Origin of the sequence: Achromobacter sp. UMC71 (genome assembly GCF_014170305.1) — a bacterium.
Classification (GTDB): domain Bacteria; phylum Pseudomonadota; class Gammaproteobacteria; order Burkholderiales; family Burkholderiaceae_B; genus Achromobacter.
The window spans coordinates 35,722-57,178 of the sequence record NZ_LZZT01000060.1; the positions used below are offsets into that span (position 1 = coordinate 35,722).

The window sequence follows — 21,457 nt, forward strand, 5'->3', positions numbered from 1 at the left end:
GCGGAACCCTGCCGGGTTGGGACGAGTCTGATTCTGATGGACCGTGGCGCCAGGCCCGCTCTTTGCTTGCCGCCGCCGGTCATCCCGGATCGGTTACGCTTTCCGGCTACGTACGCGATACGTCACGATAATTACAGGAGTCCCCATGAATTTCCGTTTTCCCGCCGCGCTGGCTGCCTGCTTCATGGCCGCGGGCCTGGGTTTGTCCGCAGGCGCGCAGGCCCAGGGCGACAAGTCCGTTTCCACCAGCACGGTCGGGCAGCCGGCCAAAGGCGATAAAAGCTACTCCACCACCCAGGTGGCGCCGGCGGATCCCGTGGCGGACGCAGTCAAAGACCGCTTCAAGCAGCGTTTCACCGGCATGGACGTGACCGCGGTGCGTCGCACGCCCTATGGCCTGTTCGAAGTGCAGCTGGGCATGGACCTGATCTACACGGACGAAAAAGTCACCTGGGTCATGGAAGGTCCGTTGATCGACGCCATGACCCGCCGCGACGTCACGCGCGAAGCGCAGGAAAAGTTGGGCACGATTCCGTTCGACCAGCTGCCGCTGGATCTGGCCATCAAGCAGGTCAAGGGCGACGGCTCGCGCAAGGTCGCGATTTTCGAAGACCCCAACTGCGGCTATTGCAAGCAGCTGCGCAAGACCATGGAAGACGTCGACAACATCACCGTCTACACCTTCCTGTACCCCATCCTGTCGCCCGACTCCAACGTCAAAGTGCGCGACGTCTGGTGCTCGAAGGACCCGGGCAAGGCCTGGGACGACTGGATGCTGCGCGGCCAGAAGCCGGCCACCGCCAATTGCAGCGTGCCTGAAGACAAGCTGCTGGCGCTGGGCAAGCAGCTGATGGTGCGCGGCACCCCGACGCTGTTCTTCCCCGACGGCTCGCGCATCAGCGGGGCGCTGCCGCTGGACCAGCTCAAGGCACGACTGAACTGACCGGCGCGCAACGCGCTGGCCGGGCGGCTGGCGCGATGCGCGCCACGCCACCCGGAGACAAGACTTGAAAATCGCAATACTCGACGATTACCACGATGTCGCCAAACGCTACGCCGACTGGGGTTCCCTGGGCGGCGATGCCGAGGTGCAGATCTTCAACAACTTCATTCCCGACGAGCAGGTCGAGGCCACCCTCGAACCGTTCGACGTGATCATCGCCATGCGGGAACGCACCCCGTTCCCGGCCGAGCGCATCCGCGCGCTGCCGCGCCTGCGCCTGCTGGTCACCACCGGCATGCGCAACAACGCCATCGACATGCAGGCCTGCGCCGCGCAGGGCATCGTGGTCAGCGGCGCGCCCGGCAGCGCCGACGCCAACACCGCCACCGCCGAATTGGCTTGGGCCCACATCCTGGGCCTGTTCAAGCACCTGCCCGCCGAAGATGCGGCGATGCGCCGCGGCATGTGGCAGACGGGCATGCCCGAGCCCCTGGCCGGCAAGCGCCTGGGCATCCTGGGCCTGGGCAAGCTGGGCGCGGCCGTGGCCAAAGTGGGCCTGGCCTTCGGCATGGATGTGGTGGCCTGGAGCCCCAACCTGACCGACGAGCGGGCCGCCGAAGCGGGCGTCAAGCGCGTGGACAAGCACGAGCTGTTTTCCACGTCCGATGTCGTCACGCTGCATCTGATCCTGTCCGAGCGCAGCCGCCATATCGTCGACGCCACCGCGCTGGCCGCGATGAAGCCGTCGGCCTATCTGGTGAATACGTCGCGTGCCGGGCTGGTGGACCAGGACGCGCTGATGGACGCGTTGGTGAAGTTCCGCATCGCGGGCGCCGGGCTGGACGTGTATGCCGAAGAGCCGTTGTCGCCCACCGACAATGTGCGCGACCTGGACAACGTCATCCTGACGCCGCACCTGGGCTATGTCAGCCGCGAGAATTTCGAGGCGTTCTACCGCAATGCGCTGGACGCCGTGAAGGCCTGGCACGCGGGTCAGCCGGTGCGCGTGCTGAACGGCTAGCCGCGAGGCAATGCCGGCGCGCCGGATGGGCGCAGGCGAATGGTGTGATTCGAGGAATCCGGGGCCCATGAGGCCCCGGATTGCATTGGCGGCGTTTAGCCGCGGGTGAACATCACTTTCTTTTCGACGATGCCGGCAGGGTCCTGCGCGGCTGGCGTGTCGCCGCAGGCTTCGTCGCCGGCGTCGCTGTCGGTGGGGTCCACCGTGTCGAATGCCGTGTCGCCATTGGCGTCGGGCACGCCGGTGGGCTTGAGGCCGACGAAGTCGAACAGGTCGCGGTCCATCAGGTGGGACGGCACCACGCGCGAGAGCGCGTTGAAGACGTTCCACGAGCGGCCCGGGTGCTGCTTGTCCCATTCCTTGATCATGCGACCGACTTCCTTGCGCTTCAGGTTTTCCTGGGAGCCGCACAGGTTGCAGGGGATGATCGGGAACTGCTTGAGTTCAGCGTAGGCGATCAGGTCGGTTTCAGGCACATAGGCCAGCGGACGGATCACCGTGTGGCGGCCGTCGTCCGAGACCAGCTTGGGCGGCATGCCCTTGGCCTTGCCGCCGTAGAACAGGTTCAGGAAGAACGTGCCCAGGATGTCGTCGCGGTGGTGGCCCAGGGCGATCTTGGTCGCGCCCAGCTCGGAAGCCACGCGGTACAGGATGCCCCGGCGCAGCCGCGAACAGAGCGAGCACATCGTCTTGCCCTCTTCGAGCACGCGCGTGACGATCGAATAGGTGTCCTGCGTTTCGATGTGAAACGGCACGCCCAGTTCGGTCAGGTAGCGCGGCAGGATGTCGGCGGGAAAGCCGGGCTGCTTCTGGTCCAGGTTGACGGCGATCAGCTCGAACGGAAACGGCGCGCGCTTTTGCAGCTGGAGCAGGATGTCCAGCATGGCGTAGGAATCCTTGCCGCCCGACAGGCACACCATCACGCGGTCGCCCGCCTCGATCATGTTGTAGTCGGACAGGGCGCGCGTGGTTTCACGCGCCAGGCGCTTGGTCAGTTTGTTGCCTTCGTGGCGGGCTTTCTCTTCTGCTTCGGTGCGAAAGCGGATGCCGGGGGGAGAGATATCGTTCATAGTCAACGCGAGAGCTGGATTTCCACGCCCACCGCCGCACAGTCGGAAAAGGCCATGGGCTTGCTGATGCGCAGGCGCAGCGAGCGGATTTCCTGGAAGTCGGCCAGCAGGCGCGCGGCGACTTGTTCGGACAGGGTTTCGATCAGGTTCACATGCGCCTGGGTGCATTCCTCGACGATGGCTTCGCGCAGGCGGCGGTAGTCCAGCACGCTGTGGATATCGTGGTCATCGACCGAGCGCTGGATGTCCACGTCGAATTCGGCGTCGACATGCAGGGGCTGGGTGGCACGGCGCTCGTGTTCGAGGATGCCGATGCGGGCGTCGAGCGCGAGCCCGGAAAGGATGATGCGGCGTGTGGGCATGATGAAAACCTGGGTGGAATAGGCGGAATTGTAAGGCGAGGGCGGGCCGGGGGCCGCGCGCTGGCTACAATTCAGCCAGGTCCGGGCGCTTGCAAGGGCGCTGGCGACGGCAATTAAGGGGTGAAATGCAACAGATGCACGATTCGGTCATTGTAGGGGGCGGCCCGGCCGGTGCCTCCTGCGCCCTTTGGCTGGCCAGGCTGGGCCTGGCGCCGCTGCTGGTCGAGGCGGGCGACCGCCTGGGCGGCCTGAGCAGCGACAACCCGTTCGCGGACGACTGGATCGCCGTGCTGCCCGGAGTCACCGGCCAGCAGGTGGCCGCCAATATCGATACCAGCGTGCGCGCCGCCGGCGTGCCGCTGCGGCTCGGCACCCGCGTGACGGCGGTGCGGCCCTGCAAGGGCGGCATCGAGGCCTCGCTGGCCGACGTCAATGGGGACGTATCACTGGCGCGCGGCCGCACCCTGGTGATTGCCTCGGGCGTGCGCGCCAAGGGCTTTCCGGAGCATCCGCCCGGCTCAGTCTGGCCTGGCGTGCTGGTCGGTCCCGGCTCGCCCATCGTGGCGCAGGATTATTCCGGCCTGTCGGTCGCGGTGCTGGGCGGGGGCGACAACGCCTTCGAGAACTACGTCTACGTGCGCAACCGCGGCGCGGCCACGGTGCATCTGTACGCCCGCAGTGTGCGGGCCCAGCAGCAATGGGTGCTGCGCGCCGGCAAGGAAGGCGTGCGCATCGGCCCCTACCAGGTGGACCCCGCCACCCGCAGCGTGGACGGCCGCCAATACGACCTGATCCTGGTGTTCTACGGCTGGGAGCCCCAGGCGGGGTTCGCCGACGGGCTGCAACTGGCGCGCGACGCGCGCGGCTATATCCGCACCGACGCCGCCACCGCCGAAACCAGCGTGCCGGACATCTACGCCATCGGCGAAGTGGCCCACCGCATGCACCCTTGCGTGGTGACGTCGATGGCGGACGGCGTGGTCGCCGCCAAGGCGATCCAGCGGCGCTGGGAACGGACAGGCGAATAACGCCGCGCGGCGGGACGGGCTCGGATTGAGCCCGCGCAGGACTTGGGTAATAATAATTATTCTCAAATAAACCTGTTGTCCGGTTCGTCCGGATCGATCCCATGCCTTTACTGCGCGCCCGCGCCGCGGCCCCCGCCGCTGAACACCACCGCGTCGACGCGGCGCTGGACCTGGCCAATGGCTGCTCCCTGCGCGCCGGCGTGTTCCGCCGCGGCGTCACCGAGTGGCGTGAAGAATCCCTGTATCCCGGTCTGAAGGTCATCCTGCTCGACGGGCAGGTGCGAAGCCGCGTCGAAGACCGCGCGCCGCTGGCATTGCACGGGCCCGCGCTGTGCCTGGCCTGGAACCCCGGGCAGGCGCAGGGCGCCGACGCCTTCGAGGCCGGCGTGGAGCAGCGCTACACCGTGGTCACGCTGCCGGCCGCGTCGTTGTGGCATGAATTGGGCGTGGCGCCCGATTTCCTGCGCGGCCTGGATCGGACGGCCCATGGCGCGTCGGCGGCCGGCGACGGCCGCCCCGTCATCTGGCACGGCGCCGCGGGCCGAGAGGCGCGCCGCATCGCGGACCAGGTGCGCGTCTGCCGCTACGAGGGGGCCGCGCGCGGCCTGTACCTGGCGGCCAAAGGCCTGGAACTGGCGGCGATTGCGCTAGCCCAGGCCGGACAGGCGCCGCTGCCGCAAGAATATCGGGCGGCGCCACTGGCCGCCGCCCGCGAACTGGACGCGGCCCACGAGGCACGCCGCCGTCTGGCCGCGGATCTGCGCGGCGCGCCGTCGTCGTCGACGCTGGCACGCGAACTGGGTCTGCACACGCGCAAGCTGGACCAGGCTTTCAAGCGCGCGTTCGGCGTCAGCATGGCCCGTTACCTGCAAGAGGCGCGCCTGACGCATGGCCGCGCGTTGATCCTGAGCGGCGGCCTGAGCGTGTCCGAGGCCGCTTGGCACGTGGGCTACGCGCCCGCGCATTTCTCGGTGGCGTTCCGCCGCCGCTTCGGCGTGCGCCCCAGCGCCCTGCGTTAGCCGCGCCGGGGGCGGATTTCCTTTCGGGCGCATACTCGCGGCGTCACTGCCGCAGCAGAAAGCCCAGCACCGCCTCGCGGAATTCGTCCGGCCGTTCGATGTTGGACAGGTGCACCGCATTCAGCATCAGCAGTTGCGCGCCCGGCACGGTCGCGGCGATCTGCTCGCCATGGCTGGCGGCCGTGACCGTGTCGTCGCGGCCGGCGATGACCAGCGTGGGCCGCGTAATCAAAGCGATGGCGCGGCGCAGGTCCATGTCGCGCACCGCTGCGAAATTGCCCGCCAGGCCTTGCTTGTCCATCGCCAGCAGCATGGCGCGGAAGGTGTCGATGACGGGCCCGCCGGCCTGTAGCAGGGACGCCGGAAACCAGTTCGCCAGAAAGGTCTCGGCCGTCTCCGTCAGGTCCGGCGCCTGCAGCGTCGCGGCGATGCGTTCATCCCATTGCGGCGCGGGGCCGAGATAGGGCGAGGTGTTGGCCAGGATCAGGCGGTCGATGCGCTCGGGGGCATGCACGCCCAGCCATTGGCCGATGATGCCGCCCAGCGACAGCCCCAGGAAGTGCGCGCGTTCCACGCCCAGCGCATCGAACAGTTCGAGCGTGTCGCGTCCCAGCCGGTCCAGCGAATACGCGCCTGCCGGCACGCTCGAGCCGCCATGGCCGCGCGTGTCGAACCGCAACACGCGGAAATGCCGCGCCAGCGCCGGCACCAGGCCGTCCCACATGTGCAGCGTGGTACCGATGGAGTTCGATAGCGCCAGCACCGGCTGGCTGGCGTCGCCATCCCAGCGGTAGACGATGCGGGCGCCGTCGCCCGTGGTGATGAAGGTGTCGGTCTGCATGATGGGCCTCTTGAACGTTGAACACGACGAGGCAAATCGTAGTTGCGGGCCGATTTGGAAGATATTACAAAGATCTCACAGACATTGTCGGAAAAACGGACATGAGCGAATTCACGCTGCACGACCTGCAGTGCTTTGACGCGGTGGTGCGCGCGGGCGGTTTCCAGGCCGCCGCCGCCCAACTGCACCGTTCGCACCCCGCGGTGTTCGCCGCGGTGGCCAAGCTGGAACGGCAACTGGACCTGACCCTGCTGGACCGCGCCGGCTACCGGGTCAAGCCCACCGCGGCCGGGCAGTCCTTCCACTTGCGGGCGCAGGCTCTGCTGCGCGAGCTGGACGGCCTGCGCGCCCATGCCGAGCAGTTGGCGATGGGCCAGGAAAGCGAACTGAACGTGGTGATCGGCGACTTCTGTCCCCGGCCCTTGCTGTTGGGCTTGTTGGGCCCGTTCTTCGCGCAGTGGCCGGCTACGCGGCTGAACCTGCATTTCGAAGCGGTGACCGGCCCGTGGGAACGCCTGATGGATGGCGACGCCGATCTGATCCTGCACCGGGTGGATGCCGCCGATGCGCGGGTGGAGTGGCTGGACCTGGGCAGCGTGCCATTCGTGCCGGTGGCCGCGCCCGGCTATCTGAGCCTGCCTGCGGGGCGGGCCATCCGGCCGGACCAACTGCGCGACTATACCCAGTGCGTCATGCGCGACACCGCGCATCACACGCCCGCGCGGGATTACTTCATGGTCGAGGGCGCGCGCCAATGCACCGTGGCCGATCAACTGATGAAGAAAGAAATCCTGCTGCAAGGCCTGGGCTGGGGCCACATGCCGCGCTTTCTGATCGAAGACGAGCTGCGCGATGGCCGCCTGCTGTCGCTGGCCAACCGCCACCTGCCTGGCAGCACCGAGACCCTGGCCGCGGCGCGCCGGGCCGACCGGCCGCAGGGGCCGGTCATGACCCGTTTGTGGCAGACCCTGCGGCAACACGCGCCCGCCATCCGCCAAGCCGTGTCGCCGGCGAAAAAACGAAAGTCTTAATCCGGAATTCGAAAGCCTTTCCGATTGCCCGCCGAGAGTCCGTTGAAGATGATTATCAATCTTGTTAAACGGGTTGGAAGCGGAGGAAATTTTGGGTATCAAGACACGTGGGGCGCGCGGCGGACGGGACCGGTCCGCGCGGCGGAAACACTCATCCCACGCAAACGCGGCACACACCGCACGGTGGTTGCGGCGCGGCGTCGTGGCGGTCGGTCTGGCCGCGGGCGCGGGCAACGCGGGCGCCCAGCCGGCGAGGGCTGACGTCACCACCTTGGCGCCGGTCACGGTGCAGGGCGAGCAAATCGGCGTCACCGAAGGCAGCCGTTCGTACACGGCGCCCAGCGTCACCATCGGCGGCAAGCTGCCGTTGTCGCTGCGCGAGATTGCGCAGTCAGTCTCGGTCATCACGCGTCAGCGCATCGAAGACCAGAACCTGGCGTCGCTGGAAGACGCCATGGCGCAGACGCCCGGCATCACGATCGACCTGGCCGCCACAGCCGCGATCCCGCAGTTCTACTCGCGCGGTTTCCAGATCGAATACTTCCAGTACGACGGCGTGCCGATGCAGACGGGCGGGGCGTCCTGGGCGCAGCCGGACCTGTTCATGTTCGACCACGTTGAACTGCTGCGCGGCGCTGCCGGCCTGTTCAACGGCGCCGGCCAGCCCGGGGGCGTCATCAACCTGGTGCGCAAGCGCCCCACGCGCGAACTGCAGTTTTCGGGGTCCGCCAGCGCCGGCTCGTGGGACAACTATCGCGGTGAACTCGACCTGTCCACGCCGCTGAACGCCTCGGGCTCGGTGCGCGGCAGGGTGGCGACGGCGCAGGAAGACCGCAAGTATTTCTACGACGTGGCCAATTCGCAGAAGCAGGCCTACTACGGCATCGTCGAAGCCGACCTGGGCGAGCGTACGCTGCTGACCCTGGGTGGCAGCTACCAGAAACGCGACTGGCTGCCCTACATGATGCAACTGCCGCGCTACAAGGACGGCGGCGACCTGGGCCTGACGCGCGGCACCTACCTGGGCGCCGATTGGAACCGCTGGGACTTCGAGAACACGCAGGTGTTCGCCGAGCTGGCGCACCAATTCTCGTCCGACTGGACGGTCAAGTTCAACGTCAACCAGGCCGAGGAAACCAGCAAGCTCAAATACGCCTATGTGCGCGGCGCCGTCGACCGCCAGACCGGCCTGGGGCCCCGTCTGTATGGCGGCGGCAACCAATACCGCAACGAACAGCTGGGCGTGGACCTGATGGTGACGGGCGCGTTCGAGGCGCTGGGCCGCCGCCACGAACTGGTGTTCGGCGGCAATTGGTACGACCGCAGCGCGCGCGCCTACAACGCCTATTCCCTGCCGGGCTTTCCGGCGCGGCCAGTGGACGTCTTCCATTACGACGTCAATGATTATCCCGAGCCCGCCGATCCGCAGTGGGGCAGCAAAAGCGACGTCAAGACGCGGCAATCGGGCGTCTATGCCATGGCGCGCCTGAAGCTGGCCGATCCGCTGACGCTGGTGCTGGGCTCGCGCATGAGCTGGTGGCGCACGCAAAGCAAGGACCTGATCAGCGGCCGCAGCGACCCAGCGGTCAGCGAGCATGGCCGGATGACGCCCTACGCGGGGCTGGTCTACGACATCGACAGCCACTGGACCGCCTACGCCAGCTATGCCGACATCTTCCGTGTGCAGAGCGACCTGCGCACGGCGGGCGGCGGCTCGCTGCCGCCGGTGGTGGGGTCCAACTACGAGGCGGGCCTGAAAAGCGAATGGCTGGACGGCAGGCTGAACACGTCTTTCGCGCTGTTCCGCATCACCGAGCGCAACCGCGCGCAGCGCGACCCCGCCTATCCCGACGTGGGCGACTGCTGCTATGAGGCCAGCGGCCAGGTGCGCAGCCAGGGCCTGGAAGCCGAGGTCTCGGGCCGCATCGCGCCGGGCTGGGAAGTCTCGGGCGGCTACACCTTCAACACCACCCGCTACCTGAAAGACAACGCCAATGGCGGCGCGGCGTTCAGGACCTTCACGCCCAAGCACATCTTCCAGCTGTGGACCAGCTACCAGCTGCCCGGCCAATGGAACCGCTGGAGCGTGGGCGGCGGCGTCAACGTCAAAAGCGGCATCTACACCGAGAGCGCCGTGCAGGGGCCGGTCAGCGGCAGTTCGGTGCGCGTGTCGCAGGCCGGCTACGCCATCTGGAATGCCCGCATCGGCTACCGCGTCAGCGACCACGTGTCGCTGGGGCTGAACGTGAACAACCTGTTCGACAAGGTCTATTACCAGCGGCTGGGCAACGCGGACATGGGCAACGCCTATGGCGAGCCGCGCAGCGCCATGCTGAACCTGCGGGTCAAGTATTGATTGAACGCATCACAAGGAGAACACCATGCCTATCTTTCTGACACGATCGCTGCGCGCCGCGATCCTGGGCGCAGCGCTTTGCGCGGCCACCGCGGCGCAAGCCGCCCCGCCGCCAGCGCCGGCCACCGACGTGGCTGCCGCCGCCCAGCCCGGCTGGGCCGCCGGCGAATACCGCTGGACGGTCGATGACCGCAACGGCGAGCCGCCCTACACGCTGCGTCTTTACGTGCAGCCGCTGCCTTCAGGCGATTACGCGTTGACGGGCAGCCTGCTGCTGGACGATGCCGAGCTGGGCGCCTACGGGTCGGCGCGGGTGCGCGACGGCAAGCTGGTGTTGGACCTGACGGCCAGCGGCGGCGTGTTGCAGGCGCCGATCGACGAGGGCAAGCGGCGCCTCTATCCCAAGGGCCGCGCGCCCGAACGGGTGGACTCGGCCGGCTTCGCGACGATGCGCGCGCTGCTTGATCCGCAAACGCTCGACGGCGTGGTGCAGCGCTACCAGACCAACGTCATGACGGGCCACCATGTGCAGGGGCCGATGTACGCCAACAGCGCCATCCGCCGCCTGCCCTGAGCGCGGCCGCGCGGATCAGTACTTGCCGGTAAGCAGCGCCCCGGCATCGGGCACGCGCGTTTCCAGGTTCAGCACCTTGAGCATCCGGTACACCGTGGCCGCGGCCGCGGTCACCACCGGCAGGCCCAGGCGTTCCTGCACCGGCTGGATGGACGCCAGCGACGGCATCTGCACGCAGGCCGACAGCACCACCGCATCCACGCCGCGCGTGTCCAGGCGCTCGACATGGCTGGCGGGCGCCATCGGGTCCTGCGCACCCACCTTCAGGTTGTCGGCGATTTCCAGCGACAGGCTGTCGTGCACCTCGATGCCTTCGTTTTCGATGTAGTCCACCACCATCTTGGTCAGCGGCTTCATGTAAGGCGTCAGGATGGCGACCTTGCGCGCGCCGATGGCGTGCAGGCCTTCGACCAGCGCGCCGGCGCTGGAAATGACGGGAGCGGGCGCGCCGTTGTCGACCGTGGCCTGGTGCAGCCGCTCTTGCGATACGCGGTGGTAGCCCAGGCCCTGCGCCATGATGGCCACCAGGCAGGCGTAGCCCAGCACGTCGACGCGGGCATCGGACAGTTCCTGCGCGCAGCGGTCGGACTCGCGGTCCATCGAGGCCAGCTCGGCGGCCGTCACCTGCTTCATGCGCATGCGGCTGGAATGGAAGGTGAAGCGCTCGGGCGCGATGGTCTCGCGCAGCCGCAGCATGGCCGGAATCTCCGTTTCCATGGTGGTGTTGGAACTGGGGACAATCTGGCCGATGCGCAGGGCGCGGGGCGGCGTGGTCATGGCGGGACTCCGGCTGAGAAGGGTCTGCGCCCGATCGGCGCCAAATAATTCTGCTCGCCGCGAACGATAGTTTCCAATATAGTTTTTGTCTGGTTTCATATCTTTCGCAAATAATTGGCCGCCATGGAAATCCGCCAACTCCGCTATTTCGCCGTGCTGGCCGAAGAGCTGAACTTCACCCGCGCCGCCGCCAGGCTGCATATTTCGCAGCCCCCGCTCAGCCTGCAGATCGCACAACTGGAACGCGAGCTCGAGGTGAAGCTGTTCGACCGCAACAATCGCCGGGTCGCGCTGACCGAAGCGGGCGCGGCCTTCCTGAACGACGTGCGTGGCACGCTGGCGGGCCTGAAAGACGCGACCGTGCGCGTTCGGGAGGTGGATCAGGGCAGGGCGGGGCGTGTCGAAGTCGGCCTGTCCGGTTCGCACTTCCTGGGCCCGGTGCCGGCGCTGATCGCGCGCCACGCCGCCACGCACCCGCAGGTGTCGGTGCTGCTCAACGAAATGAACCCGGCCGCGCAGCTGGACGCGTTGCGCGGGCAGCGCATCGACGTCAGCATCTCGCGCACCGCAGTCGACGACGACGAGCTGCAATCGCTGGCCTTGTGGCCCGACCCCGTGGTGGCGGCCTTGCCCGCCGGTCACCGGCTGGCCGGCAGAAAGCGCCTGGCGCTGGCCGATCTGGCCGAAGACCCGTTCGTGATGCTGCGCACCGATACTTCGGCCTTTGCCCGCGGCTTGGCCGACGCCTGCGCGCGCGCCGGCATGCCGCAAGCGGTGGCCCAGCGCGTGGCCGAAGTGCCGGCGCAATTGGCGCTGGTGGCCGCCGGGCTGGGCGTGGCGCTGGTGCCGCAGTCCGCCTGCGGCCATTTCGGCGACCGCATCGCGGTGTGCGCCTTGCCGCCCGCATTGGCGCGCGCCACCGTCTACGCCGTCACCCGCCGCCAGGGCCGTAACCGCGCGCTGCTGGCGTTTCTGCAGACCGCCGCGAAAATGACGGCGCGCCTGGCCGGCTGACCGCGCCAGCCCGTCGCCAGCCCACGCGCCGCGCGGGTCGGCGTCATGCCGCCACGCTCTTCAGCGCAGGCGAAGCCGCTCCTCCAGATTCCGGAATAGGCATTTCCGGCAGCCTCGCACACACTCTTGCGCACAAGCTGATCCGTCCGATGATCACGAAGGGAGACAAAGCATGCTGCACCCGCAACGCTGGCTGGCCGCCGGCGCGCTGGCTGTCGCCTTGGCGGGCCCGGCGCAGGCGGCCTGGCCCGAGCGACCCATCACCCTCATCATTCCGGCCTCGCCGGGCGGTACCACCGATATCGCCGCGCGCCTGATCGCGGACAAGCTGGGCGCCAAACTGGGCCAGCAGGTCATCGTGGAAAACCGTGCCGGCGCAGCCGGCATCATCGGCGCCCAGGCGCTGGCGCGCGCCAAGCCGGACGGCTATACGCTGCTGATGGGCAACATCGGCCCCAACGCCATCAACTACGCGCTCTACAAGACATTGCCGTATCAGCCCGGCGACTTCGCGCCCGTCACGCGGGTGATCTCGGTGCCCAATGTGCTGGTGGTCAACGCGGCTTCGCCCGCGCGCAACGTGGCCGACTTGCTGACGCAGGCGCGCCAGGATCCCGGCAAGGTCTCGTTCGGCAGTTCGGGCTCGGGCCAGTCGCCGCACCTGTCCGCCGAGCTGTTCAAACAGCGCGCCGGCATCAGCGGCACCCACGTGCCCTACAAGGGCGCGGGCCCCGCCGTGGCCGCGCTGCTGGGGCAGCAGTTCACCTTCATGATCGACAACCTGCCCAGCTCCATGCCGTACATCCAGTCCGGCAAGCTGCGCGCGCTGGCCGTCACCAGCGACCGGCGCCTGGCCGAATTGCCCGACGTGCCCACCATGGCCGAGGCCGGCGTCAAGGACATGGTGGTCACCGCCTGGTTCGGCCTGGTCGCGCCCGCGGGCACGCCGCGCCCGGTCATCGACACCCTCTATGCCGCTACCCGCGACGTGGTCCGCAGCCCGGACATCACCGCGCGGTTCCGTGCCATGGGCGGGCAGGCCGGCGGCGACACGCCGGCCGAGTTCGCCGCCTTCATCGACCAGGAACGCGCGCGCTGGCAACAGATCGTGGCCGCCGCGGGCATCGTGCAGGAGCAATAAGTGATCGACAAGATTCAGGCGTCCATGGCCGAAGCCGTGGCCATCATCCCCGACGGCGCCTCCGTGCTGGTCGGCGGTTTCGGCGAAGCCGGCGTGCCCTACGAACTGCTGCACTGCCTGGTGGAGCTGGGCCGCCGCGACCTGACCCTGATCGCCAACAACGCCGGCACCTTTGACCGCGGCATCGCCGCGCTGCTCAACCGCCGCCAGGTCAGGAAAATCATCTGCTCGCATCCGCGGCCACCCAACTCCGATGCCTTCGCGCGCGCCTTTCGCGCCGGCGAGGTCGAACTGGAGTGCGTGCCTCAAGGCACTCTGGCCGAACGCCTGCGCGCGGCCGGTGCAGGCCTGGGCCCGTTCTACACGCCCACCGGCTACGGCACAGAACTGGCCCAAGGCCGCCACCAGGAAGTGATCGACGGCGTGGGCTACGTGCTGGAGCAACCGCTGCGCGGCGACTACGCCCTGATTCGCGCGCACCAGGGCGACCGCTGGGGCAACCTCATGTACCGCCACGCCGCGCGCAACTTCAACCCCGTCATGTGCATGGCCGCCGGCCACGCCATCGCCCAGGTCGACGACGTCGTGCCGCTGGGCACCTTCGTGCCGGAGCAGATCATGACCCAAGGCATCTTCGTCAAAGCCGTCGTGCGGGTGGAGGCCTGACATGCAGACTCCCCTGACCCGCCAACAGGTCGCCCAGCTCCTGGCCGGCGACATCCCCGATGGCGCCATCGTCAATCTCGGCATCGGCATGCCCACGCTGGTCGGCGACTACCTGCCGCCCGACAAGGACATCCTGCTGCACAGCGAAAACGGCATCCTCGGCATGGGGCCCGCCGCCACCGGCGACGCCATCGACCCCGACCTCATCAACGCCAGCCGCCTGCCCATCACCCTGCTGCCGGGCGCGTCCGTCACCGAGCACACCATCTCCTTTGCCATGATGCGCGGCGGCCACCTCGACTACGCCGTGCTCGGCGCCTTCCAGGTGTCCGAACGCGGCGACCTGGCCAACTGGAAGACCGACGCCGACGACGCCATCCCCGCCGTGGGCGGCGCCATGGACCTGGCCGTCGGCGCCAAGCAGGTGTTGGCCATCATGGAACACCGCGGTCGCGACGGCGCGCCCAAGATCCTGCGCCGATGCCGCTATCCGCTTACCGGCGCCGGTGTCGTGACCCGCATCTACACCGACCTGGCCGTCATCGATGTCACCCCTGATGGCCTGCGCGTCCACGCCGTCCTGCAAGGCGTCAGCCGCGACTTCCTGCAATCCATCACCGAAGCTCCGCTGCAGTTCCCCGAGCCGCTGCACACCATCCAGCTCGACCCCGCCGGCACGCCGCGCTACGTGTGACCCTGCGCGCTGGTGCGCCGGCTGACGCTCCAGCAGGGCGCAAAAGCAGGGTGCGCCCGCCGCCTCCGCGCAGACCTTTCGTCCGAACATCCAGGAGCCCCGCCATGCCCCGTTCCATCCTCGCTGCCCTGGCCGCCGCCACGGTGACTGTGCTTGCGGCCGTCCCGGCACAAGCCGCCGGCCCGTATCCCGACAAGCCCATCACCCTGCTGATTCCCTACCCGCCGGGTGGCAGCGCCGACATCCTCGCCCGCCCGCTGGGCGCCGCCCTGCAAAAGCAGTGGGGCCAGCCGGTCGTCCTGGAATACAAGCCTGGCGCCGGCGGCGCCATCGCCTCCTCGCAACTGGCCCGCGCCAAGCCTGACGGCTACACCTTGCTCATGGTCCTGGCCGCCCACGCCATCAACCCCAGCCTCTACCCGTCGCTGCCCTACGACACCCGCCGCGACTTTGCGCCCGTGTCGCTCGTCGCCACCTTGCCTATGCTCGTCTCGGCCCCGCTCGCCACCCCCGCCAACAACATCCCCGACCTTATCGCCTACGCCAAGGCCCACCCCGGCAAACTCAGCTTCGCCTCCGCCGGCAACGGCAACACCAGCCACCTCGCCGCCGAAATGTTCAAGGCCCGGACCGGCACCGACATGATGCACGTCCCCTACAAAGGCAGCGGCCCCGCCGTCGTCGCCCTGCTGGGCGGCGAGGTCTCCCTGATGTTCGACAGCATTTCCACCTCGCTCCCCCAAGTCCAATCCGGCAAGCTCAAGGCCCTGGCCGTCACCGGCGAGCACCGCTCCCCATTGCTCCCCAACGTCCCCACCGTCGCCGAATCCGTCCCCGGCTTCGTCGTCAACGGCTGGTACGGCATCCTGGCCCCCGCCAACACCCCGTCCGCCATCCTCGACACCCTGAGCACGGCCATCGCCACCGTCATCCAGGCCCCCGACCTGAAAGCCCAACTGAACAGCTACGGCTACGAAACCGTGGGCTCCACCCCCCAAGCCTTCGCCGACCACATAGACAAAGAACTCGCCACCTGGAAAAACGCGGTGGAAGTCTCCGGCGCCAAACTGAATTGAACACCGCAAGCGCGCAGCGCCATCCCATGACGCAAGCCCCCACGTAAGCCGAGCAAGGCCGCCCGCGCGGCCGGCACGAGGCGGGCCCCGCAACCCCCTCCAACCCCAAACCGACTTTGGCCAAAACGCCAAGCACACCACTCGCCCCAGCGCCCGCCAGTAAGGCACTTCAAGAGCGCGTGACGGGGCAGGCGGGTGAGGGCGGGGCGTGTAGATGCGCCCGAGGGAATCCGAAGGGAGCCGAAGGCGGACGAGGATGACAACGGGGCAGTCCGGAGCGAAGGCTCCGGACCGCAATCGTAGCCCCGCCCTCACCCGCCTGCCCCGTCACGCGCGGCTCAAGAACCCCACCCCCAATAGCAAAGAGCCCTTCCAAAGAAGAGCCCTTCAAAAAGACCAAAAAAAACTCACCCCACAGTCAACACACAATCCAACGCTTCAGGCGCAGCCAATCTGACAGTAAACATCCTCAACTCGTCCCGCCTGAATACATGCACATCGACGCGGTCGCCAGCCCGGTACTGCCCCAACAACACCTCGACCCCCGCCGGCCCCTCGACCTTCAACCCGTCGATAGCCACCAGCACATCCCCCGCCGACAAGCCGCCTTTATGTCCAGCGCCACCCTCAAGCACGGTAGCCAGCACCAACGAGTCCCCTTGCTTGCGCGTGCGCACATCCAGGGAAGGAATATTCGCGGAAGCTTTCCATTGCACCTTGATCCCATGCGGCGCCAGCAGTTCGGCCAGCGGCACATCCGCCATCCCATACGCATGGCGGGCGATGAACCGCCGCGTATCCACCCCGGTCGCCTCCTTGATCAACCCGGGCAGCCCATCTTCCGGCAGCCCTTGCGGCTTGCCGCGATAGAAATCCCGCCCATAGCGCTGCCACAGCAAGCGCATCACATCATCCAGCGAATACGCCCCGGACGATTCCTGGCGGATCAGGAGATCCAGCCCCAGCGCCACCAGCGCGCCCTTGGTGTAGTAGCTGACCAGCGCATTCGGTGAATTCTCATCCTGCTTGTAATAGCGCGTCCAGGCATCGAACGAACTTTCCGCCACCGATTGCTTGTGGCGACCCGGCGTGCGCGCCACGCTCGTGATCGTCTTGGCCAGCAGCCGCAGATAATCGTTCTGCGTGATCGCGTTTGAACGCAGCAGCAGCAGATCGTCGTAGTAGGACGTGAAGCCCTCGAACACCCACAGCAGCCGCGACAGGTCCGGCTGCGACAGGTCGTAGGGCACGAACGCCTGCGGCTTGATCCGCTTCACGTTCCAGGTGTGGAAATACTCGTGGCTGACCAGCCCCAGGAAGCCCCGGTAGCCTTCGCCCTGGCCTTGCTGGCCCAGCACCGGCAGATCCTTGCGCGCCGTCATCAGCGCCGTGCTGGCGCGATGTTCCAGCCCGCCGTAGCCGTCGCCCGTCACCATCGTCATGAACACGTAGCGGTCGGCGCTGTCCAGGAACGGCGCGCGCTTGCTGCGCGGTTCGAAAAAGGCGATCTGCGTTTCGCAGATCTTGCGCACATCGTCCGTGATGCGCGCCAGGTCCAGGTTGGGCGCCACGCCCGTGAATACCAGCTCGTGCTCTGCACCGTGGGCGGTGAAGCTGGCCACTTGCGGCGTGCCCATCTCCACCGGATGGTCGATCAGCGCGTCGTAGTCGGGCGCCAGGTAGCGGCCGAAGCCGTGACGCCGCGCCGCGCCCTGATGGCCGCGGGCTTGCGGCAGGCTGGTGTAAACCTTCCAGCCATCGATGCCGCGCGGCGGCGCCAAGTCCATCAGACAGGGCAGGTGATCTTGCCCATGCACCCGCAGGAACACGCTGGTGCCGTTGAAAAAGCCATGCGTTTCATCCAGGTGGGCGCCGCGCACCGACAGGTCCCAGGCGTACACCGAATACTCCACCCGCAGCGGTCCGTCGCAAGGCGCGGCCTGCCAGGTGTGATTGTCTATTTTGTCGACAAGCACGCGCCGGTTGCCCGAATACGCCGTCAGCGATTCGATCTGGCGCGAGAAATCGCGGATCAGGTAGCTGCCCGGAATCCAGGCGGGCAACGACAGCCGCTGGCCGTCCGGCGAGGGCGTCTGGACGGTTAGGGTTATCCGGTAGCGGTGTCCGGCCGGGTCATGGGGCGCGAGGCGGTAAAGTACGGGGAAAGCATCGGTTTTATCCATGCGCATATCTTATTTCATCCTTCCCTCTGGAGACATTCAATGAGCGAGTCGTTTGTGCTGGTCGAAACCCGCGGCCGTGTCGGTCTGCTGACGCTGAACCGCCCCAAGGCGCTCAACGCGCTCAACGATCAACTGATGGATGAGCTCGGGGCGGCGCTGCTGGCTTTCGAAGCCGACGCGGGTATCGGCGCGGTGGTCATTACCGGCAGCGAAAAGGCCTTCGCCGCCGGCGCCGACATCGGCGCGATGAAAGACTGGTCGTACATGGATGTCTACAACGGCGAATACATCACGCGCAACTGGGAAACCCTCAAGCGCATCAAAAAGCCCGTGATCGCCGCGGTGGCCGGTTATGCCCTGGGCGGCGGCTGCGAACTGGCCATGATGTGCGACATCATCATCGCCGCGGACACGGCCAAGTTCGGCCAGCCCGAAATCAAGCTGGGCGTCATCCCCGGCGCGGGCGGCACGCAGCGCCTGCCGCGCGCGGTCGGCAAGGCCAAGGCCATGGACCTGGCCCTGACCGCTCGCATGATGGGTGCCGAGGAAGCCGAGCGCGCCGGTCTGGTGTCGCGCGTGGTCGCGGCCGATAAGCTGATGGAAGAGGCCCTGGACGCGGCCACCGTCATCGCTTCGATGTCGCTGCCTTCGGTCATGATGGCCAAGGAATGCGTCAACCGCGCCTTTGAAGGCTCGCTCAACGAAGGCCTGCTGTTCGAGCGCCGCGTGTTCCATTCGCTGTTCGCCACCGACGACCAGAAGGAAGGCATGGCTGCCTTTACCGAAAAGCGTAAACCGGACTTTAAACACCGTTAATTCTTGTTACGTCCGCGCCGGCTTGCCGGACGGGCTCCTGAAAGACCTCACGCGCCCCGCCCGGGCGCGTTTTTACATGCGGCGGCGGCACAGGCGATCGTTGCGCCTTGAAACCTTTGGGCTGCACCTTGTTGCAGTGATCGGTCCTATCCTGATCGGGCGTCATCACAAAGAGGTGCCGCGCCAGAGAGGCTTGCCCGAACTGGTAAGCCCACGCGCGGCGGCTCGCCTGCAAACAATAGCAACAAGGAGCCTTGCATGCGTACTTCCCCTTTTAATCGCCGGTGGTCCGCCGCCGCGCTCGCGGGCGCCCTGAGCGTCTGCTTCGTGACCGCTACGCAAGCCCAATCACCGCGGCCGTCGATGCGGCTGGTGTCCGAAACGCCTTACCCCGCGGCCGCCGCGCCCGCGCCGCAAGTGAACGCGCAGGAGCTGCGCGAAACCGCGATCGACGCCTACGTCTACGCCTATCCCATGGTGCTGATGGAGCTGGCGCGCCGCAAGGCCACCGCGGTGCAGTCGCCGCTGGACGGCAAGGCGCCGGTGAACCAGTTCGGCCACAAGGCCGCGTTCCCCGACCCGCGCGCGTCCGACACGCCGTGGCCGAGCGCCGATGCGCTGTATTCCAGCCTGTGGTTCGACGTCTCGCGCGCGCCGTTGATCGTGCGCCTGCCTGATACCGGCAACCGCTACAGCGTGCTGTCGGCGCTGGACATGTGGAGCGACGTGTTCGCCTCGCGCGGCACGCGCACCAATGGCCCGGGCCCGCAATCGTTCGCCATCGTCGGTCCGAACTGGCAGGGCACGCTGCCGCCGGGCGTCGACATGATCCGCAGCCCCACGTCCACCGGCTGGCTGATCGGCTGGACCCAGGCCAACGGTCCGCAAGACTACGCGGCCGTGAACCAGATCCAGGCCAACATGACGGCCGCCCCGCTGGTGGCGCCGGCTGCCGCGCCGCTGCCGGGCCGCACGCGCGGCTCCACCACGCCGTACCCGCAGACCGGCCCTGGCGTCGGCACCGCGCCCATCGGCAGCGACGTGCCCATGCCGATGCCCGTGAACGTCATCGAAGGCTCGCCGGCCGAACAGGTCGCGGCCATGGACGCGGCCTCGTTCTTCACGCTGTTCTTCGACGTGCTGCGCAACAACCCGCCGCATGCCAACGACACGCCTATCCTGGACCGCATGCGCCGCATCGGCCTGGATGGCCGCCAGCCGTTCTCGTATGGCCGCTTGAGCCCAACCGTGCAGCAGGCCCTGACTGACGCGCAGCCGCTGGCCGGCCGCCGCATCGCCGACAGCGTGTCGCACCTGGCCACGCCGATCAACGGCTGGAGCACCGTGCTGTCGGGCATCGGCACCTACGGCACGGACTACACGCGCCGCGCCGCCATCGCCTATGCGGGCTTGGGCGCGCCCACGCCGCAGGACGTGCTCTATCCGGTCACGGCTCGCGACTCGAAGGGCCGCGCGCTCACCTCGAACGAAGACTACGTGCTGCACTTCGACAAGGGCCAATTGCCGCCCGTCAACGCGTTCTGGTCCCTGCATGTCTATAACGACAAGCATGGCTTTGCCGAGAATCCGGCCAACCGCTACGTGCTGCGCAGCACCGACGGCCTGAAGTACAACGCCGACGGTTCGCTGGACATCTACATCCAGCGCCGCGATCCCGGCGAGCGCAAGCGCTCGAACTGGATCGCCAGCCCGGCCACCGAAGGTCCGTTCCTGTTGAGCATGCGTCTGTATTGGCCGCAGGGCACCGCGCTGGACGGCCAGTGGGCGCCGCCGCCGGTCAAGGAAGACTGATCCCGCGCGCATCGGCGCCGTCGCAAGATGGCGCCGGCCAACGTGCCAGCGGCCCCTCGTCGGGGCCGCTTTCTTTTTGCGCAGGTGCCGGGTCAGGGGCGCGCGCGGCACCGGATTCGGCCGGCCATTCGCGTCCCTAATTTCCTGGCGCGCGGCGCCGTTCTGGCCCGCTTGTTGTCACCTTACAAACCCCCGAAAGTTCATTTGCTCGTGCAAAAAGAATCACGCTATACTCTGCGGGTTTGACGCTTGCGGGATAAGAGTCAGGGGCCGGGCGAATAGCTACAGGCCCCGGTTCTAGAAGAAGCGGGGACAAGAGACAAGGTTGGGCTTGTAAGGTTGGGCTTGTAACTACGTGGGTAACTACGTGGGGCTTGCCGGGCGTTTTTCAATAGCGCTTATGGGCAGGTCCACCAGAGGGCCCACCAGGGAATCACGCGGGGAAGTTTGATGCAGCAGAACACAGTGCGGCACGAACCTGCGCGGCAAGAGCGGAAACAACCGCAACCATTGCCGCAACAGGACGAAGCGCGCCAGGTTCTGGCGAGTCAGGATCCGGCGGACCGGGTGCTGGTGCTCAGTGACGCGGATCGCGCGGCGCTGAATGCTCAAGCAGGCCGTGGTCTCTTGTTGGCGCTGGTGGCGCAAGGCGCCATGGGGCTCGCAGCAGCAGTAATAGCGGGGGGTGTCGGAGGGGCGGCGGCAGGTTGGTCGGCGCTGGCGGGGGCAGGAGCGTATTTCATACCCAATGCGTTGTTCGCATTGCGCCTGGCTGTCAGTGTTCGGGCCGGTAAAGCCAGTCCCTTTACCTTTCTCTCTGGTGAGTTGATCAAGCTGTTCGCAACGGCATTGCTGTTGTGGCTGCTTTCGCATGTGGCGCAGGACACGCTCGTCTGGCCTGCCGCGCTGCTCGGTCTGATACTCACCTTGAAGGGATATCTCCTGCTTTTGATGTTCCGCAAGTTGTCATAGCGCGCCGGGAAATTTACGGCAAACAGAATCGTGGAATCGTCCAGCTCGCAAGGGCTGGGCA

The 21,457-nt window shown here is 67.3% G+C and carries 20 protein-coding genes; 15 read left to right on the forward strand and 5 right to left on the reverse strand.

The window, feature by feature from the left end:
- Window positions 1–145 precede the first annotated feature (145 nt).
- Together A9974_RS29005 and A9974_RS29010 are read left to right on the forward strand one after the other, a co-directional pair.
- The gene (locus tag A9974_RS29005; RefSeq protein WP_175193664.1) at window positions 146–943 is read left to right on the forward strand and encodes a DsbC family protein; all 798 of its coding nucleotides are present in this window, start codon (window positions 146–148) and stop codon (window positions 941–943) included.
- Between the two features lie 64 nt (window positions 944–1,007).
- Window positions 1,008–1,964, forward strand: a complete 957-nt coding sequence (locus tag A9974_RS29010; RefSeq protein WP_183007620.1) for a D-2-hydroxyacid dehydrogenase family protein — start codon at window positions 1,008–1,010, stop codon at window positions 1,962–1,964.
- 95 nt (window positions 1,965–2,059) lie between these two features.
- Here the strand turns inward: A9974_RS29010 and ttcA are convergent, their stop codons facing one another.
- Together ttcA and folB are read right to left on the reverse strand one after the other, a co-directional pair.
- On the reverse strand, window positions 2,060–3,034 hold the full coding sequence (ttcA, locus tag A9974_RS29015; protein WP_183007621.1) for a tRNA 2-thiocytidine(32) synthetase TtcA: 975 nt from the start codon (window positions 3,032–3,034) through the stop codon (window positions 2,060–2,062).
- A 2-nt stretch (window positions 3,035–3,036) separates the two neighbouring features.
- Complete coding sequence (gene folB, locus A9974_RS29020) at window positions 3,037–3,396, reverse strand: dihydroneopterin aldolase (protein WP_183007622.1); 360 nt, start codon at window positions 3,394–3,396, stop codon at window positions 3,037–3,039.
- A 125-nt stretch (window positions 3,397–3,521) separates the two neighbouring features.
- Between folB and A9974_RS29025 the strand changes: the two genes are divergently transcribed.
- Entirely contained in the window at window positions 3,522–4,424 is a 903-nt protein-coding gene (locus A9974_RS29025) for an NAD(P)/FAD-dependent oxidoreductase (RefSeq protein WP_183007623.1), read from the forward strand.
- A 101-nt stretch (window positions 4,425–4,525) separates the two neighbouring features.
- On the forward strand, window positions 4,526–5,443 hold the full coding sequence (locus A9974_RS29030; protein WP_183007624.1) for an AraC family transcriptional regulator: 918 nt from the start codon (window positions 4,526–4,528) through the stop codon (window positions 5,441–5,443).
- 43 nt (window positions 5,444–5,486) lie between these two features.
- Here A9974_RS29030 and pcaD read toward each other — a convergent pair whose 3' ends face one another.
- A complete protein-coding gene (gene pcaD / locus A9974_RS29035; protein ID WP_183007625.1) occupies window positions 5,487–6,284 on the reverse strand; it encodes a 3-oxoadipate enol-lactonase in 798 nt (265 codons plus the stop codon).
- A 101-nt stretch (window positions 6,285–6,385) separates the two neighbouring features.
- Here pcaD and A9974_RS29040 point away from each other — a divergent pair, with 101 nt between their 5' ends.
- From A9974_RS29040 to A9974_RS29050, 3 genes are all read left to right on the forward strand, one after another.
- Window positions 6,386–7,315 (forward strand): LysR family transcriptional regulator, encoded by a 930-nt coding sequence (locus tag A9974_RS29040; protein ID WP_183007626.1) that lies wholly within the window; start codon window positions 6,386–6,388, stop codon window positions 7,313–7,315.
- Window positions 7,316–7,517: 202 nt separating this feature from the next.
- Window positions 7,518–9,671 carry a TonB-dependent siderophore receptor gene (locus tag A9974_RS29045; protein WP_370539694.1) on the forward strand — a complete coding sequence of 718 codons (2,154 nt, stop codon included), beginning with the start codon at window positions 7,518–7,520 and terminating at the stop codon, window positions 9,669–9,671.
- Between the two features lie 25 nt (window positions 9,672–9,696).
- Window positions 9,697–10,245, forward strand: a complete 549-nt coding sequence (locus A9974_RS29050; RefSeq protein ID WP_183007627.1) for a hypothetical protein — start codon at window positions 9,697–9,699, stop codon at window positions 10,243–10,245.
- A gap of 15 nt (window positions 10,246–10,260) precedes the next feature.
- Here the strand turns inward: A9974_RS29050 and A9974_RS29055 are convergent, their stop codons facing one another.
- A complete protein-coding gene (locus A9974_RS29055) occupies window positions 10,261–11,022 on the reverse strand; it encodes an aspartate/glutamate racemase family protein (RefSeq protein WP_183007628.1) in 762 nt (253 codons plus the stop codon).
- Window positions 11,023–11,145: 123 nt separating this feature from the next.
- On the opposite strand from A9974_RS29055, the gene A9974_RS29060 reads away from it, so the two are divergent.
- The 5 genes from A9974_RS29060 (at window position 11,146) to A9974_RS29080 (ending at window position 15,613) form a co-directional block, all read left to right on the forward strand.
- The gene (locus tag A9974_RS29060; protein ID WP_183007629.1) at window positions 11,146–12,036 is read left to right on the forward strand and encodes a LysR substrate-binding domain-containing protein; all 891 of its coding nucleotides are present in this window, start codon (window positions 11,146–11,148) and stop codon (window positions 12,034–12,036) included.
- Window positions 12,037–12,208: 172 nt separating this feature from the next.
- Window positions 12,209–13,177 carry a tripartite tricarboxylate transporter substrate binding protein gene (locus A9974_RS29065; protein WP_183007630.1) on the forward strand — a complete coding sequence of 323 codons (969 nt, stop codon included), beginning with the start codon at window positions 12,209–12,211 and terminating at the stop codon, window positions 13,175–13,177.
- Window positions 13,178–13,843, forward strand: a complete 666-nt coding sequence (locus A9974_RS29070; protein WP_183007631.1) for a 3-oxoacid CoA-transferase subunit A — start codon at window positions 13,178–13,180, stop codon at window positions 13,841–13,843.
- A 1-nt stretch (window position 13,844) separates the two neighbouring features.
- Window positions 13,845–14,537, forward strand: a complete 693-nt coding sequence (locus A9974_RS29075) for a 3-oxoacid CoA-transferase subunit B (RefSeq protein WP_183007632.1) — start codon at window positions 13,845–13,847, stop codon at window positions 14,535–14,537.
- A 104-nt stretch (window positions 14,538–14,641) separates the two neighbouring features.
- Entirely contained in the window at window positions 14,642–15,613 is a 972-nt protein-coding gene (locus A9974_RS29080; protein ID WP_183007633.1) for a tripartite tricarboxylate transporter substrate binding protein, read from the forward strand.
- A 407-nt stretch (window positions 15,614–16,020) separates the two neighbouring features.
- On the opposite strand, the gene A9974_RS29085 is transcribed toward A9974_RS29080, so the two are convergent.
- On the reverse strand, window positions 16,021–17,802 hold the full coding sequence (locus A9974_RS29085) for a M61 family metallopeptidase (RefSeq protein ID WP_183005266.1): 1,782 nt from the start codon (window positions 17,800–17,802) through the stop codon (window positions 16,021–16,023).
- A gap of 33 nt (window positions 17,803–17,835) precedes the next feature.
- Between A9974_RS29085 and A9974_RS29090 the strand changes: the two genes are divergently transcribed.
- From A9974_RS29090 to A9974_RS29100, 3 genes are all read left to right on the forward strand, one after another.
- A complete protein-coding gene (locus A9974_RS29090) occupies window positions 17,836–18,612 on the forward strand; it encodes an enoyl-CoA hydratase (protein ID WP_183005267.1) in 777 nt (258 codons plus the stop codon).
- A gap of 258 nt (window positions 18,613–18,870) precedes the next feature.
- Window positions 18,871–20,424 carry a DUF1254 domain-containing protein gene (locus A9974_RS29095; protein ID WP_183005268.1) on the forward strand — a complete coding sequence of 518 codons (1,554 nt, stop codon included), beginning with the start codon at window positions 18,871–18,873 and terminating at the stop codon, window positions 20,422–20,424.
- A 540-nt stretch (window positions 20,425–20,964) separates the two neighbouring features.
- On the forward strand, window positions 20,965–21,396 hold the full coding sequence (locus tag A9974_RS29100) for an ATP synthase subunit I (protein WP_183005380.1): 432 nt from the start codon (window positions 20,965–20,967) through the stop codon (window positions 21,394–21,396).
- Window positions 21,397–21,457 lie beyond the last annotated feature (61 nt).